We start from the raw sequence: 15,325 nt of genomic DNA, 5'->3' as shown, positions 1-15,325 counted from the left end.
TCAAGAGAGGACTACCCATAAAGTAGTAATTTGCGACCTATAATTACATTTTATTTGGAAGTGTTGCTAATTATGTCAATAAAAAAACGATATGTTGCACTGCTGGTTGCTGCCGGCATTGGTGTGGGCTGGTTAACTTTGGGGGGGAGTGCGGTAGTAATGCATTACACCTCAGATACTGAATTTTGTCTCTCGTGCCACTCTATGGAAACCCCTTACAAAGAGTACCAAGGCTCAGTGCACTTCAGTAATGCGAAAGGCATTCGCGCGGAATGTTCTGACTGTCATATTCCTCAAGAACCAATGGATTACCTGATCACCAAAATTCGCGCGTCGAAAGATATCTACCATGAATTTGTGACAGGTAAGATCGACACGCCAGAGAAATATGAAGCACATCGTAAAGATATGGCTGAAACGGTATGGGCTCAGTTCCGTGAAAATGATTCAGCGACGTGTCGTTCGTGTCATGATTTCGATGCAATGGAAGAGTTTGAGCAATCACGTGATGCGGCGAAGATGCACGCTTACGCGAAAGCAAACGATCAAACGTGTATCGATTGTCATAAAGGTGTGGCGCACTTTGCACCAGAAGCAGAGCTAGACAGCAAGGCATTTGAAACGTTGATGAGCTTCACCACAAAAACATCACCTGGTGCCAAAGTCGTTTACCCTGTGACTGAAATCGCAATGGGTGAGATGGGTAAAATTAACCCAACGACGAAGTTGGAAGTAATCAGCTCTGAAGGCGACAACCGCACTGTTAAGTTGAACGCATTCCAAATGAAAGGCGCAGAGCAAGTGCTTTACATGGGAGAAGGTCAACGTGCCATCGTAGCAACGCTAACAGAGCAAGGCCAACAAGCGCTTGAAACTGGTGAATTTGAGGCAGATGTTTACGGCAACGAATGGCGCGCGGTTTCTCTAACTGGCGCTATTGATTCTCCAGTTGTTGACACGCTTGAACCAGTATGGTCATACGCAGAAGAGTTGGACAACGTTTACTGTGCAACTTGTCACGCGAAAATTCCTTCAAATCACTTCACAGTGAATGCATGGGGACCGGTAGCGAAAAGTATGGGTGATCGAACTGATATTTCAGCCGAGAACCTAGAAATTCTAACCAAGTTCTTCCAGCACCACGCGAAAGATGTGGTTGGTCACTAACGATAAATAGAAGGATAAGATTATGACTAATATGACCCGTCGCGGATTTCTAAAAGGCACTGGTATGGCGGCTGGTGCAATGGCATTCACTTCATTTGCACCTATGTCTGTTGCGTCTTCAAACCAGCGTGGCAAGGGCATTTTGACAGCGGGCCGCATGGGCCCAATGCTGTGTGAAGTGCAAGACGGTAAGCTGGTTTCAACCACGAACGCATTGCCACAAACGGTACCAAACAGCCTACAAAGCACCGGTCCTGACCAAGTGCACACTAAAGCGCGTGTTAAGTACCCAATGGTTCGCAAAGGTTACTTGGCAAACCCATCAGCTCCCGAAGGAGTTCGTGGCAGCGATGAATTTGTACGGGTGTCTTGGGATGAAGCTTACAAGCTGATACACGAGCAGCACATGCGCATTCGTAAAGAATATGGCCCGGCTTCTGTGTTTGCTGGTTCTTACGGCTGGCGTTCAAGTGGCGTGCTGCACAAAGCACAAACCTTGCTGCAACGTTACATGAGCATGGCGGGTGGCTATTCAGGCCACTTGGGTGACTACTCAACGGGTGCTGCGCAGGTCATCATGCCGCACGTTGTGGGCTCTATCGAAGTATACGAGCAGCAAACCACGTACCCAGTGGTACTAGAGTACAGCGATGTGGTTGTGCTTTGGGGCTTAAACCCGATCAACACTCTAAAAATCGCGTGGAGCTCAACAGACTGTGCTGGTCTTGAGTTCTTCCATCAGTTGAAAAAGTCAGGCAAGACGGTTATCGCTATTGACCCTATTCGTTCTGAAACCATCGAGTTCTTTGGTGAGAATGCGGAGTGGATTGCTCCTCACCCAATGACCGACGTGGCAATGATGATGGGTATCGCACACACCTTGGTGAAACAAGGTAAGCACGATAAAGCCTTCCTCGATAAATACACCGCAGGTTACGACAAGTTTGAAGCGTACCTGATGGGCGAAGAAGACGGCGTAGAAAAATCAGCAGAATGGGCATCACAAATCTGTGGCGTACCTGCGAAGCAACTTGAGCTACTGGCTGACATCTTCAGTAAAAACCGCACCATGCTGATGGCGGGTTGGGGCATGCAGCGCCAACAATACGGTGAGCAGCGTCACTGGATGCTGGTTACACTGGCAACAATGTTGGGTCAAATCGGTTTACCGGGCGGTGGTTTTGGTTTCTCTTACCACTACTCAAACGGTGGTAACCCTGCTCGTGATGCTGGCGTACTTCCTGCGATTTCGGCATCGCTGGGTGGCGGCTCTTCTGCGGGGAACGACTGGGCGGTGTCTGGCGCGGTGCAAAGCTTCCCTGTGGCGCGTATTGTCGAGGCGTTGGAAAACCCAGGTCAATCCTACCATCATAACGGTCATGAACTGACGTTCCCGGACATCAAGATGATTTGGTGGGCAGGTGGTGCGAACTTTACTCACCACCAAGACACCAACCGTCTGATCAAAGCGTGGCAAAAGCCTGAGCTGATCGTGATTTCAGAGCCTTACTGGACGGCGGCTGCGAAGCACGCGGACATTGTTCTGCCAATCACCACATCGTTCGAGCGTAACGACTTAACGATGACGGGTGACTACAGTAACCAACACTTGGTGCCAATGAAGCAAGTGGTTGAGCCGCAAGGTGAAGCGCGTAATGACTTCGATGTATTCGCGGACATGGCCGAGATGCTAGCTCCGGGTGGCCGTGACGTATACACCGAAGGCAAAACTGAAATGGAATGGCTGTACGGCTTCTACAAGGCGGCGCAACAAGGTGGCCGTGGCTCTCGCGTAGCAATGCCGAACTTCAGCAAGTTCTGGGAAGATAACCAACTGATCGAGATGAAGTGGAACGAGAAGAACGCACAGTTTGTTCGTTACGCAGATTTCCGTGAAGACCCGATCATGAATCCACTCGGTACACCAAGTGGTAAGATCGAAATCTTCTCGAAAACCATTGAAGGTTATCAGTTGGAAGACTGTCCTCCACACCCAACGTGGATGGCACCAACCGAGTACACTGGCAATGCAAAAGACGGCGAGTTGCAGCTAATGACCGCGCACGCAGCGCATCGTCTACACAGCCAGTTTAACTACGCGAAGATTCGCGAAGAGTACGCAATTGCAAACCGTGAACCTATTTGGATTCACCCTGAAGATGCGAAAGCGCGTGGTATTAAAACGGGCGATTTAGTTCGTGCGTTTAACAACCGTGGCCAAGTATTGGTTGGTGCAGAAGTGACTGACCGAATCAAGCAAGGTTCAGTGTGTATTCATGAAGGCGGCTGGCCGGATCTGGATCCGAAAACCGGCATTTGTAAGAACGGCGGTTGTAACGTGTTAACGTTGGATATTCCGACCTCTCGACTTGCAAACGGCTGTGCGGCGAACTCGGCACTGGTTCGTATTGAAAAATACACTGGCCCAGAATTAGAACTAACAGCGTTTGAACCACCAAGAAATGGCTAGAAAAAAGTAGCGATTGAAAGCAAGAAGCCAGCGAATCGCTGGCTTCTTTTTATCTAGTCATCGTTCACATTAGCGCGAAGCGAGAGAAACAAACGGCATCTGTTTCTTAATCTGAAATGTCGGGAGTAAAGTAAATACAATCGCGACAAACAAGACCGAGCCTATTAAATCTTCAGGGCGATGCATGCCCAGCCATAAGCGGCTATATGCGACGCTCATTCCCCACATCCACAATGACAGTGCAGAGATATAGCACTTGTTCTGTAAGAACAAACCACCAAAGAAAGCCAAACAAATCGAAACGAAAATCGTATGGCCGGATGGGAAAGAATAGTCTTTCTCGCCTTGCCAATGGCGCGTTCGCCAATCACTGACGTGTTCAGAAATCTGGTTAATTACGTTGGCTTGCTGCTTTGTATCCAACTGATAAAACGCTTCTGGGTGCTCAATCAATTGCTCTGCAGCAAGCAGTTCGGCGTAGGGACGCGGGCTTTCTGTCATCAGTTTTAGCCCCGTTTTGCTGGCAAAACCAATCACCAGTAACAACCCTAACATTGAGAGTTTTTGTATCCACTCAATGCGACTTGGTTTAAAGCGAAATAAAGAAAGCAGTAGCAGTGTTAACGTAATTAAAAAACCTTTGCTACCAGCAGAATCTGTGAGCAAAGTAAAAGTAATACCCAGACTTTCAGGCACCTGTGAAGTGAGATTGTGATAAGAGCCAAACAGCGACATTGGGATGATGCCAAGAACAAACAAGGCGAGCATCATCAATCCATATTTTTTGGTTTTCATTGAGAGCGTTTTGTTTTTATTGAGGGTTATTCAACCACGTGAAAATAAGGGGCTTATCTTACGTTATCTGGCGTGAAAAACTTATCAACGCTCTGTCAATTCGAGCGTGAAAGTGATATTGCAGCTCTTCGTTGTGAAAGGAGAGGTTGTTGAAAGTACTGAAAGGCAAACGCGCTCATCCATAAGCGCTTTGTTCAGGCGTGAGCAAGGTTAGCTCATCAACCCTAATAAATATTCCGATGCGGCTTTTGGATCTTCTGCGTGGCAAATCGCTGAAACCAAAGCTAAGCCGTGAACACCAGTGGCGCTAAGCTGTGGAATGTTACTTTCGTTAATGCCGCCAATGGCAACAATCGGCAGTGAAGTCGTCTCTAACGCCATTTTCAAACCATCAATACCCCAATGTTTTTTGGTGTTGGTTTTGGTCGGCGTCGCGAAGATAGCGCTCAAACCGATGTAATCAATCGGCAGAGAGTTTACTTCTGCCAGCTGCTCTTCAGTCTCAATCGATAAGCCGAGAATCTTGTTTGGGCCAATCAATTGACGAGCGATCTCTGCTGGCATGTCTGACTGCCCGAGGTGAACACCATCGGCATCGACGGCAAGGGCAACATCAACACGATCATTGATGACTAACGGGACTCCAGTGCCTTCAAGAATCGTCTTGACGGCTTGAGCACGTTCGATAAACGCACGCACATCACCGTGTTTTTCGCGGACTTGTACCATAGTCACGCCACCTTCCACGGCTTTTCTCACAACACGCTTTAGTGTGGCTAAATCTTGTTGGTCATCGGTGACCAAATATAAACGATAGGCGTTCATTGGGTTTCCTTTAAGCCTCTCATTGAAAGAGGATTGAGAGGCTAGTGTTAAAAGAGAGAAAAGCTTAGCTCACTTGCAGTTTTAGGCGCTTTGCCAGTGTCTCTTCATCTAGCTGGTAAAGCTCATCCAACAGGTTCATTTGCAGGCTACCTGGGCCGCGAGCTTGTTCCGCTGCAATCTCGCCAACAACGCCTAGTACCGCCGCAGCAGCAAGTCCGGTGTTATCACCAACTGCAGCAAAAGCACCCGTCAGTGCCGTTAGTGTACAGCCCATTCCGGTTACGTATGGCATCATCTCGTGACCATTGTTCAGCTGCACATTCTGCTCTTTCGTGACGATGTAATCAGTCTCGCCAGAAATCACCACACTTGCACCATACTCTGCGACTAAGAAGTTCGCTGCGCCAAGTGCTGCATCGCTGCTGTCTAATGCATCGACGCCTTTGCTTTGTGCTTGCTCGCCAGCGAGTGCAATGATTTCTGAAGCGTTACCTCGGATGATGAGTTTGTCTGCAAGGCGTGCGATTTCGCGCGAGGTTTCGGTGCGCAGTGAACTTGCGCCGCAACCGACAGGGTCGAGCACAACGATTTTACCGTTCGAGTTGGCTTTCTCGACGGCGTAGATCATGCGCGGCGTCCAAACGCTGTCTAGGGTGCCGATGTTGATCACCAAAGCGCCAGCAAACGACATCATTTCTGCCATTTCTTGCTTTGAATGCGCCATGATAGGCGAAGCACCGATAGCTAGCAAAGCGTTCGCCGTGTTGTTCATCACCACGTAGTTAGTGATGTTGACGACTAACGGCTTTTGCTGGCGTACTGCGGTTAATGCTTGGGTGATTTGTTCAATTAACATGAGACTCTCCGATTAATCTTGCTGAGCGTTCAGACCTTGTTGCCAGAATGCCACTTCCATACGCGTTGCGGTTTTGAATACCTGAATCAGGTTTTGACCACGCTGGCTATTGATATCGATTTCCGCCAATAACTGATTAAAGTGTTCTGCACCTTTTGCGACACCAGATTGGAATTCCTCACCACCGTAGAGGTTGATCCAACTTGCGTATGGGTTACCTTCGAGCACAGTGCTTTCGTCTTCAATCAGCATCTTACCGATTACGGCATAACCGATAGAGCATGGCGCAAGTGCCGCGTATAGATCAACAAGATCGCCGGTCATGCCAGCATCTAATACGTAACGGGTATAAGCTACCGTGCCGAAGTCTTCTGGCTCGTTTTCTAGGTCAGACTCCGTCAGCCCCCATTGCTCACAGTAAGTCACGTGGTGGGCGATTTCAGAATCTAGCAATGCATGTACGCTTGGTAGGGCACGGCGCATGTCATCCAAAGTACGTGCTTTGTAGATCGCTAATGCGTAAGCTCGTGCGTACTGTTTTAGGAAAAGAAAATCCTGCTTTAGGTAATGCAGAAAACAAGGCTGAGCCAGAGTGCCTTGCGCCAATTGCTGCACGAAAGCATGCTCAGTGTATTCTTGCCAATCTTGGTGGCAAGCGTCGATCAAATCTTGGTATTTCATAATGGGTATCTCGTTATCAAAAGACCCTAGGCTTAGATCCTAAGGTCAGTAGAATTAGTCAAAGCTCGGTACGTAATCTTTCGCTTTTGGCAGTGTTTCGATGATTTTTTGTGAATACATGAATTCGGCGTAATCATCGTAGCGTTTCAGATCTACTGCGGATGGACGAAGAGCGAAACGAGTTAGTGTGTCATTCCAAGCGCGCTGGTTAAGCTCGTTGTTGAGGGTGTCTGGTGAATAAGCCACAAACTCTTTCCAAGATTCTTTTGGATGGTTAACGATGTAAGTGGTCGCTTGCTCCAGTGCTTTGTTGAATGCCTTGATGGCTTCTTTGTCGTAGGTTTTTGCATTGGCTACGAAGACTAACTCGTCATACGCTGGCACGCCGTGTTCTTCAGGGAAGAAGGCTTTAGCTTTATAACCTTCTAGTGCAAGTTGGTTGGTTTCGAAGTTACGTAGACCACCCCAAATCGCATCCACCTTGCCAGACGCAAGAGACGAAGATAGCGCCCAACCTACGTTGATGATTTGTACGTCAGAAAACTTCACATTCTCTTGAGCTAACATGGTGCCGATTGTTGCTTCTTCGTTGCCTGCGATCGCAATACCGATCTTCTTGCCTTTCAAGTCGCCAAGGTTTTCATTCTTACCGTTGTCCAACACCATCAACGTGTTGAGTGGCGTAGCAATCAAAGTCGCAGAGCGGATTAGTGGCAAACCAGCCGCGACATCGATGGTCAGGCTTGGTTGGTAAGAAATCGCCATGTCGACCTTGCCCGCCGCGACCAACTTAGGTGGCGTGCTTGGATCTGCCGGCTCCTGAATGTTGACCTTCAAGCCTTGCTCTTTGAAGTAACCACGCTCTTTGGCAATAACGATAGGACCATGGTTTGGATTGACGAACCAATCCAACATCAGTGTCATCTCTTTTTCAGCTGCAAGCACGTTGGTTGATACCACTGAAGCGAGTAGAGCAGCAGCGCTCATAAGTTTGTTTTTATTCACGGGGTTCTTCCTTTTCTTTCCCAATTTTCTTTGGTTATTTTCTGTAATTACTTGCTTTCCCAAGGGATGGCTTTTTTCAATAATTTATCGGTGATGAAGTAGAGTGCGATAGACAGCACGGCGAGGATAAACAGCGCCGCAAACATCTCATCAATGATCATGCGAGCGTTGGCTTGGAGCATCAGATAACCCAAGCCTTCACTTGAACCTACCCACTCACCGACCACTGCTCCAATCGGCGCAATAACGACGGCAACACGAATACCTGAAGCTAAAGTTGGTAGTGCGGCTGGCAATTGAATATGACGAAGTAACTGCCATTTAGAGGCGCCCATGGTCTTGGCAAGGTCGAGGTAACCTGTTGGTGTATTGCGCAAACCGTCGTAGCAACATGTCGTGACGGGGAAAAAGATGATGATCGCCGCCATGACTACTTTCGATGCAATGCCGTAACCCAGCCAAAGCATCAGTACTGGCGCGATAGCGAACACAGGGATCGCTTGGCTAGCAATCAGAATTGGCAGTAACCAACGCTTCAGCGGTTCGAACATCAACATTTGCAATGCGAACAGCAAACCCATTGATAATCCGAGCGCCAAGCCAAGTAAAATCTCTTGCGCGGTAACCCAAGTATGTTTGAGCAGGACATCGTAACGAGTGACCAATCTATCCAGCACTTCAATTGGTGAAGGTAAGATGAAGCTTGGCATGTCGAATACCACAACAACCAACTGCCACAATCCCAAGATCACCGCAGTACTGATGACCAAGCGCAGAGCCGGATGGGTCACGCGTTCTTTTTTACTAATGCGCGCCGAAACGGAGTTGTACTGAGTCATATCACTCATAGTCTTTCTCCAGTTGATCCAAAATCGCTTGTTGTAGCGCCGCGCACTCTCCATCGAGAACTCGTGGCGGCTTGGAGTCTGGAACGACCAAGTGCTGAGCTTGCGCAGGCGTGCCTTGCAACACATAGAGTTGGTGAGCTAATCGCACCGCTTCTTGTGGGTCGTGGGTAATCAGAACAACCGTCTTATCTTTCAGTAATTCGGCAGACAAGGTCTGCAACTTATGGCGAGTAACCGCGTCCAACGCAGAGAAAGGCTCATCCATCAGAACCAGAGGCTTGTCTTGCATCAGAGTGCGAGCAAGGGCAACACGTTGTCTCATGCCGCCAGAGAGCTGAGTTGGCTTAGCATCCGCGTAATCGGCGAGTTTTACTTGGTTTAGTAAAGCCAGTGCACGTTGTCTATTTTGCTCTGGTGCTTGCTCTTGAGAAAATCGAGAACTGAGGCAGACGTTGTCTAACACATTCAACCACGGTAGCAATAAATCCTGCTGAGCCATGTAAGCGATACGGTCATGCAGTGCAGCGCCATCCGTTGTGATGAGTTCGCCATGCCAGTCAACTTGGTCATCCAGTAGGCCAGCTAAGTAACGCAATATTGTGGTTTTCCCGCAGCCACTTCGTCCGAGTAATACCGTCCATTTACCGACGGGAATGGTCATGTTCATTCCTGCTAAAGTCGGTGTTTGGCTATCTTTGTATCGCAGGCTAGCATCGGAAAGCTGAATGCCAATCGCGTTAGCGAACATAAGTATGACCCGCAAAAAAGTGGTTCACAGGGCCGTGACCTTTACCGACATCCAGTTCATCAGCGTGCGCGATAGCTTGGCTGATGTACTGCTTACCAAGGTGCACCGCTTTGTGCAGATTGTTGCCTTGGCCAAGATAAGACGCAATGGCGGAAGAAAGTGTACAGCCTGTGCCATGAGTGTTTTTGGTTGGAAATCGCTTGGCGCTAATTAACTCGGCACTGTCTTGCATGATAAGCAGATCGTTGCTGTTTTCATTTTCTTCAAGGTGACCGCCTTTGAGCAGAATAGCTTTGGCGCCAAGCGCACGAAGGTCGGTAATCATATCGTTCATTTCAGATTCTGATTGAGGCATTGGCTTACCCGTCAATGCTGCGCCTTCGGGTAGGTTAGGGGTAATGATGTCTGCGAGCGGAATCAATTCTTCTTTTAAAGTGCTGATTGCCGACTGTTCCAGTAATAGATCGCCGCTGGTGGCCACCATCACAGGGTCAATCACGAGGTGTTTTGGCTGGTATTGTTTAATTTTGTCTGCAACGACTTTGATGATGTTGGAATCTGCCAGCATGCCCACTTTGACTGCAACGATGTTGAGGTCGGTAAATACTGCATCAAGTTGGCTCTCTACATGGTCGAGAGGAATGGGGAAAATCGCAGAAACGCCTTGGGTATTTTGCGAAGTAATCGCCGTGATTACCGAGCAAGCAAAACTGCCGGTTGCGGACATCGCTTTGATGTCGGCTTGAATACCTGCACCGCCACCACTGTCTGAGCCCGCGATGGTCAATACGATAGGGGTAGGCAAGGCTGGCGTGTGATGTGAATGAGGTTGTGATTGCTGCGTCATGGTCGCTCCTACTACAAGACGTATAGGAACTGACTTTGACCGTTGCAGATAGATCGATTTTTCGATCGCTATCGCTTACCTAAGAGGGGCGACGAAAGGCAAAGTGTGCATAGTTCCCTACGTCAGTGCTAACTGAATCAGGTTCAACGGGTCTCGAATTTCGATCTCAGCCAACACTTGTCGTGTGGCCCCCCGACTATTTCGTTCGGATGATAGCAGGACCATTGCGGAAGGGATACGTTTTTTGAGCGTAATTATAATGAGTATTCAATTATGCGAGGTGAGTGATAAAGTAAGCACCTAAATGGTTTGCTGGGTGGAATTTACTAGTGCAACGCTCTGGTGAATGAGCAGAACCTGGAATATTTAATAAATAATCGTGGTCTCGTTAAGCAAGGATTAGCACAAAACAAGGTTAAAAAACTGTTAAAATTTAACGTGTTGCCAATTTAACTTTGTTGAACTTTTTCACAGTTAATTAGGAAGGCTAAGACGATCATCGAGCAAGGAGACTTCATGCTTAATTCTGTAACAGCGAAGTCAGTGATCGATCATGCGCTCTTTTTGGGGGCTGATTTCGCTGAACTATTCGTTGAACATCACCAAACCAACACTGTCCAGATCGCATCTGGTGAAGTGGATAAGGTTAACTCGGGTATCGATTTTGGTATCGGTATTCGTCTTTTTTTCGGTCATAAGGTGCTTTACGGTTACACCAACAGCACAGATGAAGCCGAACTAAAGCGCGTAACCTCGCTGCTTGCTGCAAAAGACAAGCGTGAGCAAATCGCGTCAGCGGGTTCTTTGAATTTGAACCGCTACCCAATCCAACATGGTTGCCGCATGCCGCTAGGTAAGGATGCTAACCTAGATTCAAAAATCGCGTTTCTATTGAAAGTTGACCAAGCCGCACGTGCTGAGAGTGAACATATCAGCCAGTTTATTGGCAGCGTTCTTCAGCGCGAGCAACAAGTGTCTATCTTCAACTCAGAAGGTCTACACGTTGACGATACTCGCCACTACATTCGTGTTGCTGGTAACACTGTCGCGCAAAAAGGTAATGAGCAGTCTTCTGGTATGGAAGGTCCTGGCGCTCTTGCTGGTTGGGAATTCAGTGAACAGCTTGATGCCAAAGAGCTAGGTCAAACTATCGCGCAGCAAGCGTTAGTAAAACTTGGCGCGGATGCTTGTCCATCGGGTGAAATGCCGGTGGTGATTGGTAACGGTTTTGGCGGCGTTATCTTCCATGAAGCATGTGGTCACTTGCTAGAAACCACTTCAGTTGCGAAGAAAGCATCAGTCTTCCACGACAAGATGGGCGAAATGGTTGCTCACACCGCAGTGAATGCAGTCGATGATGGCACCATGACCAACGAATGGGGCTCGATTCACATTGATGATGAAGGTATGAAGACTCAGCGCACTCAACTGATCAAAGACGGTAAGCTAACCAGCTTCATGGTCGATAAAATGGGTGGCATGAAGACAGGTTATGAGCCTACGGGTTCTGGTCGTCGTCAAAACTACAAGTTCGCACCAACCTCGCGCATGCGTAACACCTTTATCGAAGAGGGCGAGCATTCACTTAATGACATGCTGGCAGGCATCGAACGTGGTATCTATGCGAAGAAGATGGGCGGTGGCTCTGTTCAACCGGGTACGGGGGAGTTTAACTTTGCTGTTCGTGAAGCCTACCTCATTGAAAATGGCAAAATCACCAAGCCTCTGAAAACAGCAACGCTGATCAGCACGGGTCCAAAAGTGTTGAAAGAAATCAGCATGGTCGGCAAAGACATGGCGCTTGCGCCGGGCATGTGTGGTTCCGTGAGTGGTTCAGTACCAACAACTGTCGGTCAGCCAACGCTGAAAGTAGATAACATTCTGGTAGGAGGCGGTAACTAATGAGCCAAGAACAACAACTTCTTAATGCGGTTGATTACGTCCTATCAGAAGCAAAACGCCAAGGTGCAGAAGCGGACGTCATTGTAAACCGTAACAGTAGCTTTTCTTTGAAAGCGAACCAAGGAAAGCTGGATGAGTACAAAGTAAGCTCAAGCCAAGTTCTGGGTGTTCGTGTTGTGAAAGATGCGCGTGTTGCAACAAGCTATTCTGAGTCGTTAGAGCAACCAAGCTTGGATTTGATGCTGACCAACGCACTGCAAAGCGCTCGCTTTTCCAAGCAAGATGAACATCAGACTATTAGTTGCGTGAACAGCCAAATCGCGACTGATGTTGCTGAGATTGCGCAAGAAGATACAACTTCTGTTGACGAAAAAATCGAACTGTCTCTCGCTCTTGAGCAAGGCGTAGTGGCTCTGCCTCACGCCTCTAGCGCACCTTACAATGGTTACAGCGATGGCGAAACACAACTGATCATTGCCAATACTCAAGGCACATTGTGTCAACACTTCGAGCGCTCGTTCACTTGTTACGCGTATACCTTGTTTGAAAAAGACGGCAAACAGTCAATGGCGGGTAGAATGTCACTGGGTCGCCGTTTTGATGAGTTGAATCCAGCTTACTGTATCGAGGGTGGCTACAACCTTGCTCGCGATCTTCTTGAAGGCGCACCGGTTGCGACGGGTAACTACCCTGCTATCTTCCACATCAATGCGCTAGCAAGTTTATTCGGTGCTTTCGGCAGTGCTTTCTCTGGCGTAAGCGCGATGAAAGGCATTACGCCACTGGGTGACAAGCTTGGTCAACGTGTTGCGAGTGATTTAATTACCTTTACTGATACGGCTTACATGCCAAATGGTATGGCAATCGCGAGTTTTGATAGTGAAGGCTTCGCTACTCAAGATAATGTCATGATTGCTAATGGTGAGTTGAAAACCTTGCTACACAACAGCCAGACCGCAAGTTACTTGGGCGCAGTCTCGACAGCAAGTGCCGCTCGCGGTGCAAAATCGAGCCTAGACGTATCAGCGAATCACAAAGTGATTGCGACGGGTAACAGCAGTGCGTCAGAAGTAAAAGCGGGTGAGTACCTAGAGTTAGTCGAACTTCAAGGTGTCCATTCTGGTGCGGATGCAGTGAGTGGTGATTTCTCATTTGGCGCGAGTGGTTTCTTGTGCCGTGATGGTAAGCGCATTCAACCAGTTCGTGGGATCACGGTAGCGGGTAACTTCTACAATATGCTGCAAGAAGTTGAGGCAGTAGGTGATACTCAGCTAATTAACGATAGCCGAACTTTCTTCTCGCCAGACGTTCGTTTTGCTCGTTTGAGCATTGGTGGTAAGTAAACTTAGCATTACTATAGAAACAAAAAGAGGACTCAATAGAGTCCTCTTTCATTATCTAGCAACGTGTGCGCGAATAACTAGAATTCGCGTATGTCCAACTCATTGTGGATCAATACTACACACTGAGAAGCGAAAAGCATCTTAGGACCTAAGCTGATCTTCTCTGTGCCAAGGCGCTTTAAGCTGTTAAAAGACTTTTTCGGCATCGGTATATGGTCAGTTAGCAAGAAACATGGATTTTCACCAATTTCTGCATCACGAACAAATTCGCCTTTCTTATCCAGCATATATAGTTGGTGATCTTCTGCCAGTTCTTGTACTAGGCGTTCAAAGCTCACTGTACGAACGGTAATACCAGGTTCGACTTCACGAAGTTGCTCTTTACCCATACCAACCGAAGCATCCAAAGCGCGAGCCACTGCTGCAATCAAGGTTGACTCATGGAAGCCGCCAATGTTGGTGATGTCGTTGGAGCGAATAGTAATGGTGCGTGAGAAATCTTTTGTGCTTTCTAAAACCAAGTGAACAACCACATCTTCACGGTGTGATTGAGCAACGAACATCGTGTTCATCATGGTATGAGCAAGAATCTCTGTATGCGCTTCATTACCAACACCTTCTAACAGTGCTTTGCTGGTGGTTGGCGCCGCGCGAGCTCGTAAAACAAAAGAGCGCATGAATTTAGCCTCTATATAGGAAGAGTGAATGCGCGGAAGTATATACCCAAGCAGGGAAGGGATGCGAGTTTAATAGCAAATGTGAACTTACTTACAAAGCTTCGATTGTGGAGCTGGGTGTGCTGGTTAGAATAGGAGGCAACCCTGTTAGGAGTGGTATATGGAAATCAAACAGATAAATAAAGACATTTATAAAAAGAAAGTAAACCTTGTGATTGGCGGTTTTGTTGCGTTGCTCGCCATCTCCTCTCTTGCCTTTAGTACCTTGTTGATTGTTTTGTTTGGCAACACTGAAGTCGTACCAGAACAATCAACGGGCAATTTCCATTGGAATTTGATTGGTGTCGTTCTCGCAGTTGCAACTTCCCTCTCTTTATTGAATCAAATTAAAACTCGACCATACATGGAAGAAGTGCTGTACGTTTGGAAACTCAAGCAGCTGCACAAAAAGATCTTTCGTAAACTAAAAAGCATTAAAGCAGCCGCGAACAATGGCGATGTAAAAGCGCTGACGATCCTTAAGTTCTACTATACGACTCAAAGTCAGGTGTTTGAGCTAGACAACAACACACTGACGATGAGCAGTGTAAATAAAGAATTGGAGGCTCTCGAGCAAATCGAAGCGGCGCAATCAATGAGTCTCGATATCACAGGCTTTGAAGAGTCTTGGCTAGACACATATTGATTGCCTATTTGCTACTTGAAGTTAACAACTGAGTGCTAAAAATAAGCGTTTGAGTGAGATTTAATCATTCGACGCTTTTTTTTGATTTTTTTTCTGAAAAGGGGTTGCCAAGAAAAATCATCTCCCTATAATGCGCCTCCGTTGTCAGGGCAAAGCGGAAACGCAAAAGCGGTTGGCAAGAAGGCGAAAGAAAACTTCTAAAAATTAATTTAAAAAAGTGTTTGACACTGAAAATTAATTCCTTAGAATACGCCTCCGCTTCGATAGCAAAGCTTACGAAGCAAGCTCTTTAACAATATAGACCTATCAATCTGTGTGGGCACTCGTTGATGATAATCCAATTAGATACCTCGGTATCAAATTAGGTTTCAATGAAACGAAGTGACCATTGAATCGAAAGATTCAGCACAGTCAATTCAAACATTACTTATGTAATGTTCAGTATTCATTGAGCCGAACAAAATCTTAAATTGAAG

Annotated in this window: 14 protein-coding genes and 1 riboswitch; of the genes, 5 read left to right on the top strand and 9 right to left on the bottom strand. The window is 47.4% G+C overall.

Features of this window, described 5'->3' with window-relative positions:
- Window positions 1–72 precede the first annotated feature (72 nt).
- Together R7F67_RS02105 and R7F67_RS02100 are read left to right on the top strand one after the other, a co-directional pair.
- Entirely contained in the window at window positions 73–1,167 is a 1,095-nt protein-coding gene (locus R7F67_RS02105) for a NapC/NirT family cytochrome c (protein ID WP_053304006.1), read from the top strand.
- Between the two features lie 22 nt (window positions 1,168–1,189).
- On the top strand, window positions 1,190–3,637 hold the full coding sequence (locus tag R7F67_RS02100; RefSeq protein ID WP_054576484.1) for a trimethylamine-N-oxide reductase 2: 2,448 nt from the start codon (window positions 1,190–1,192) through the stop codon (window positions 3,635–3,637).
- A gap of 69 nt (window positions 3,638–3,706) precedes the next feature.
- On the opposite strand, the gene R7F67_RS02095 is transcribed toward R7F67_RS02100, so the two are convergent.
- The 8 genes from R7F67_RS02095 to thiD form a co-directional block, all read right to left on the bottom strand.
- Window positions 3,707–4,432: a phosphatase PAP2 family protein gene (locus R7F67_RS02095; protein ID WP_025768774.1), complete on the bottom strand. Its 726-nt coding sequence runs from the start codon at window positions 4,430–4,432 to the stop codon at window positions 3,707–3,709.
- 210 nt (window positions 4,433–4,642) lie between these two features.
- The gene (gene thiE, locus R7F67_RS02090; RefSeq protein WP_053304009.1) at window positions 4,643–5,257 is read right to left on the bottom strand and encodes a thiamine phosphate synthase; all 615 of its coding nucleotides are present in this window, start codon (window positions 5,255–5,257) and stop codon (window positions 4,643–4,645) included.
- 64 nt (window positions 5,258–5,321) lie between these two features.
- The gene (gene thiM, locus R7F67_RS02085; RefSeq protein WP_054576482.1) at window positions 5,322–6,113 is read right to left on the bottom strand and encodes a hydroxyethylthiazole kinase; all 792 of its coding nucleotides are present in this window, start codon (window positions 6,111–6,113) and stop codon (window positions 5,322–5,324) included.
- Between the two features lie 12 nt (window positions 6,114–6,125).
- Entirely contained in the window at window positions 6,126–6,794 is a 669-nt protein-coding gene (gene tenA, locus R7F67_RS02080) for a thiaminase II (RefSeq protein ID WP_054576481.1), read from the bottom strand.
- A gap of 54 nt (window positions 6,795–6,848) precedes the next feature.
- The gene (locus R7F67_RS02075) at window positions 6,849–7,799 is read right to left on the bottom strand and encodes an ABC transporter substrate-binding protein (RefSeq protein ID WP_020195161.1); all 951 of its coding nucleotides are present in this window, start codon (window positions 7,797–7,799) and stop codon (window positions 6,849–6,851) included.
- Window positions 7,800–7,846: 47 nt separating this feature from the next.
- The gene (locus R7F67_RS02070; protein ID WP_050918773.1) at window positions 7,847–8,647 is read right to left on the bottom strand and encodes an ABC transporter permease; all 801 of its coding nucleotides are present in this window, start codon (window positions 8,645–8,647) and stop codon (window positions 7,847–7,849) included.
- The gene (locus R7F67_RS02065) at window positions 8,640–9,395 is read right to left on the bottom strand and encodes an ABC transporter ATP-binding protein (protein ID WP_054575239.1); all 756 of its coding nucleotides are present in this window, start codon (window positions 9,393–9,395) and stop codon (window positions 8,640–8,642) included. The genes R7F67_RS02070 and R7F67_RS02065 overlap by 8 nt, the downstream gene beginning before the upstream one ends.
- Complete coding sequence (thiD, locus tag R7F67_RS02060) at window positions 9,385–10,242, bottom strand: bifunctional hydroxymethylpyrimidine kinase/phosphomethylpyrimidine kinase (protein WP_005383329.1); 858 nt, start codon at window positions 10,240–10,242, stop codon at window positions 9,385–9,387. Before thiD ends, R7F67_RS02065 begins: the two co-directional genes overlap by 11 nt.
- 97 nt (window positions 10,243–10,339) lie before the next feature.
- Window positions 10,340–10,447, bottom strand: a riboswitch (TPP riboswitch).
- A gap of 311 nt (window positions 10,448–10,758) precedes the next feature.
- On the opposite strand from thiD, the gene R7F67_RS02055 reads away from it, so the two are divergent.
- On the top strand, window positions 10,759–12,144 hold the full coding sequence (locus R7F67_RS02055) for a TldD/PmbA family protein (protein ID WP_017820998.1): 1,386 nt from the start codon (window positions 10,759–10,761) through the stop codon (window positions 12,142–12,144).
- The gene (locus R7F67_RS02050; protein WP_017820997.1) at window positions 12,144–13,487 is read left to right on the top strand and encodes a TldD/PmbA family protein; all 1,344 of its coding nucleotides are present in this window, start codon (window positions 12,144–12,146) and stop codon (window positions 13,485–13,487) included. The genes R7F67_RS02055 and R7F67_RS02050 overlap by 1 nt, the downstream gene beginning before the upstream one ends.
- Before the next feature lie 77 nt (window positions 13,488–13,564).
- On the opposite strand, the gene trmY is transcribed toward R7F67_RS02050, so the two are convergent.
- The gene (gene trmY / locus R7F67_RS02045) at window positions 13,565–14,164 is read right to left on the bottom strand and encodes a tRNA (pseudouridine(54)-N(1))-methyltransferase TrmY (RefSeq protein WP_017634347.1); all 600 of its coding nucleotides are present in this window, start codon (window positions 14,162–14,164) and stop codon (window positions 13,565–13,567) included.
- 160 nt (window positions 14,165–14,324) lie between these two features.
- On the opposite strand from trmY, the gene R7F67_RS02040 reads away from it, so the two are divergent.
- Window positions 14,325–14,849: a DUF3087 domain-containing protein gene (locus tag R7F67_RS02040; protein ID WP_318056825.1), complete on the top strand. Its 525-nt coding sequence runs from the start codon at window positions 14,325–14,327 to the stop codon at window positions 14,847–14,849.
- Window positions 14,850–15,325: the final 476 nt, after the last annotated feature.

Source organism: Vibrio sp. YT-17 (assembly GCF_033337375.1).
GTDB lineage: Bacteria > Pseudomonadota > Gammaproteobacteria > Enterobacterales > Vibrionaceae > Vibrio > Vibrio alginolyticus.
This window is presented reverse-complemented; position numbering and strand designations above follow the sequence as displayed.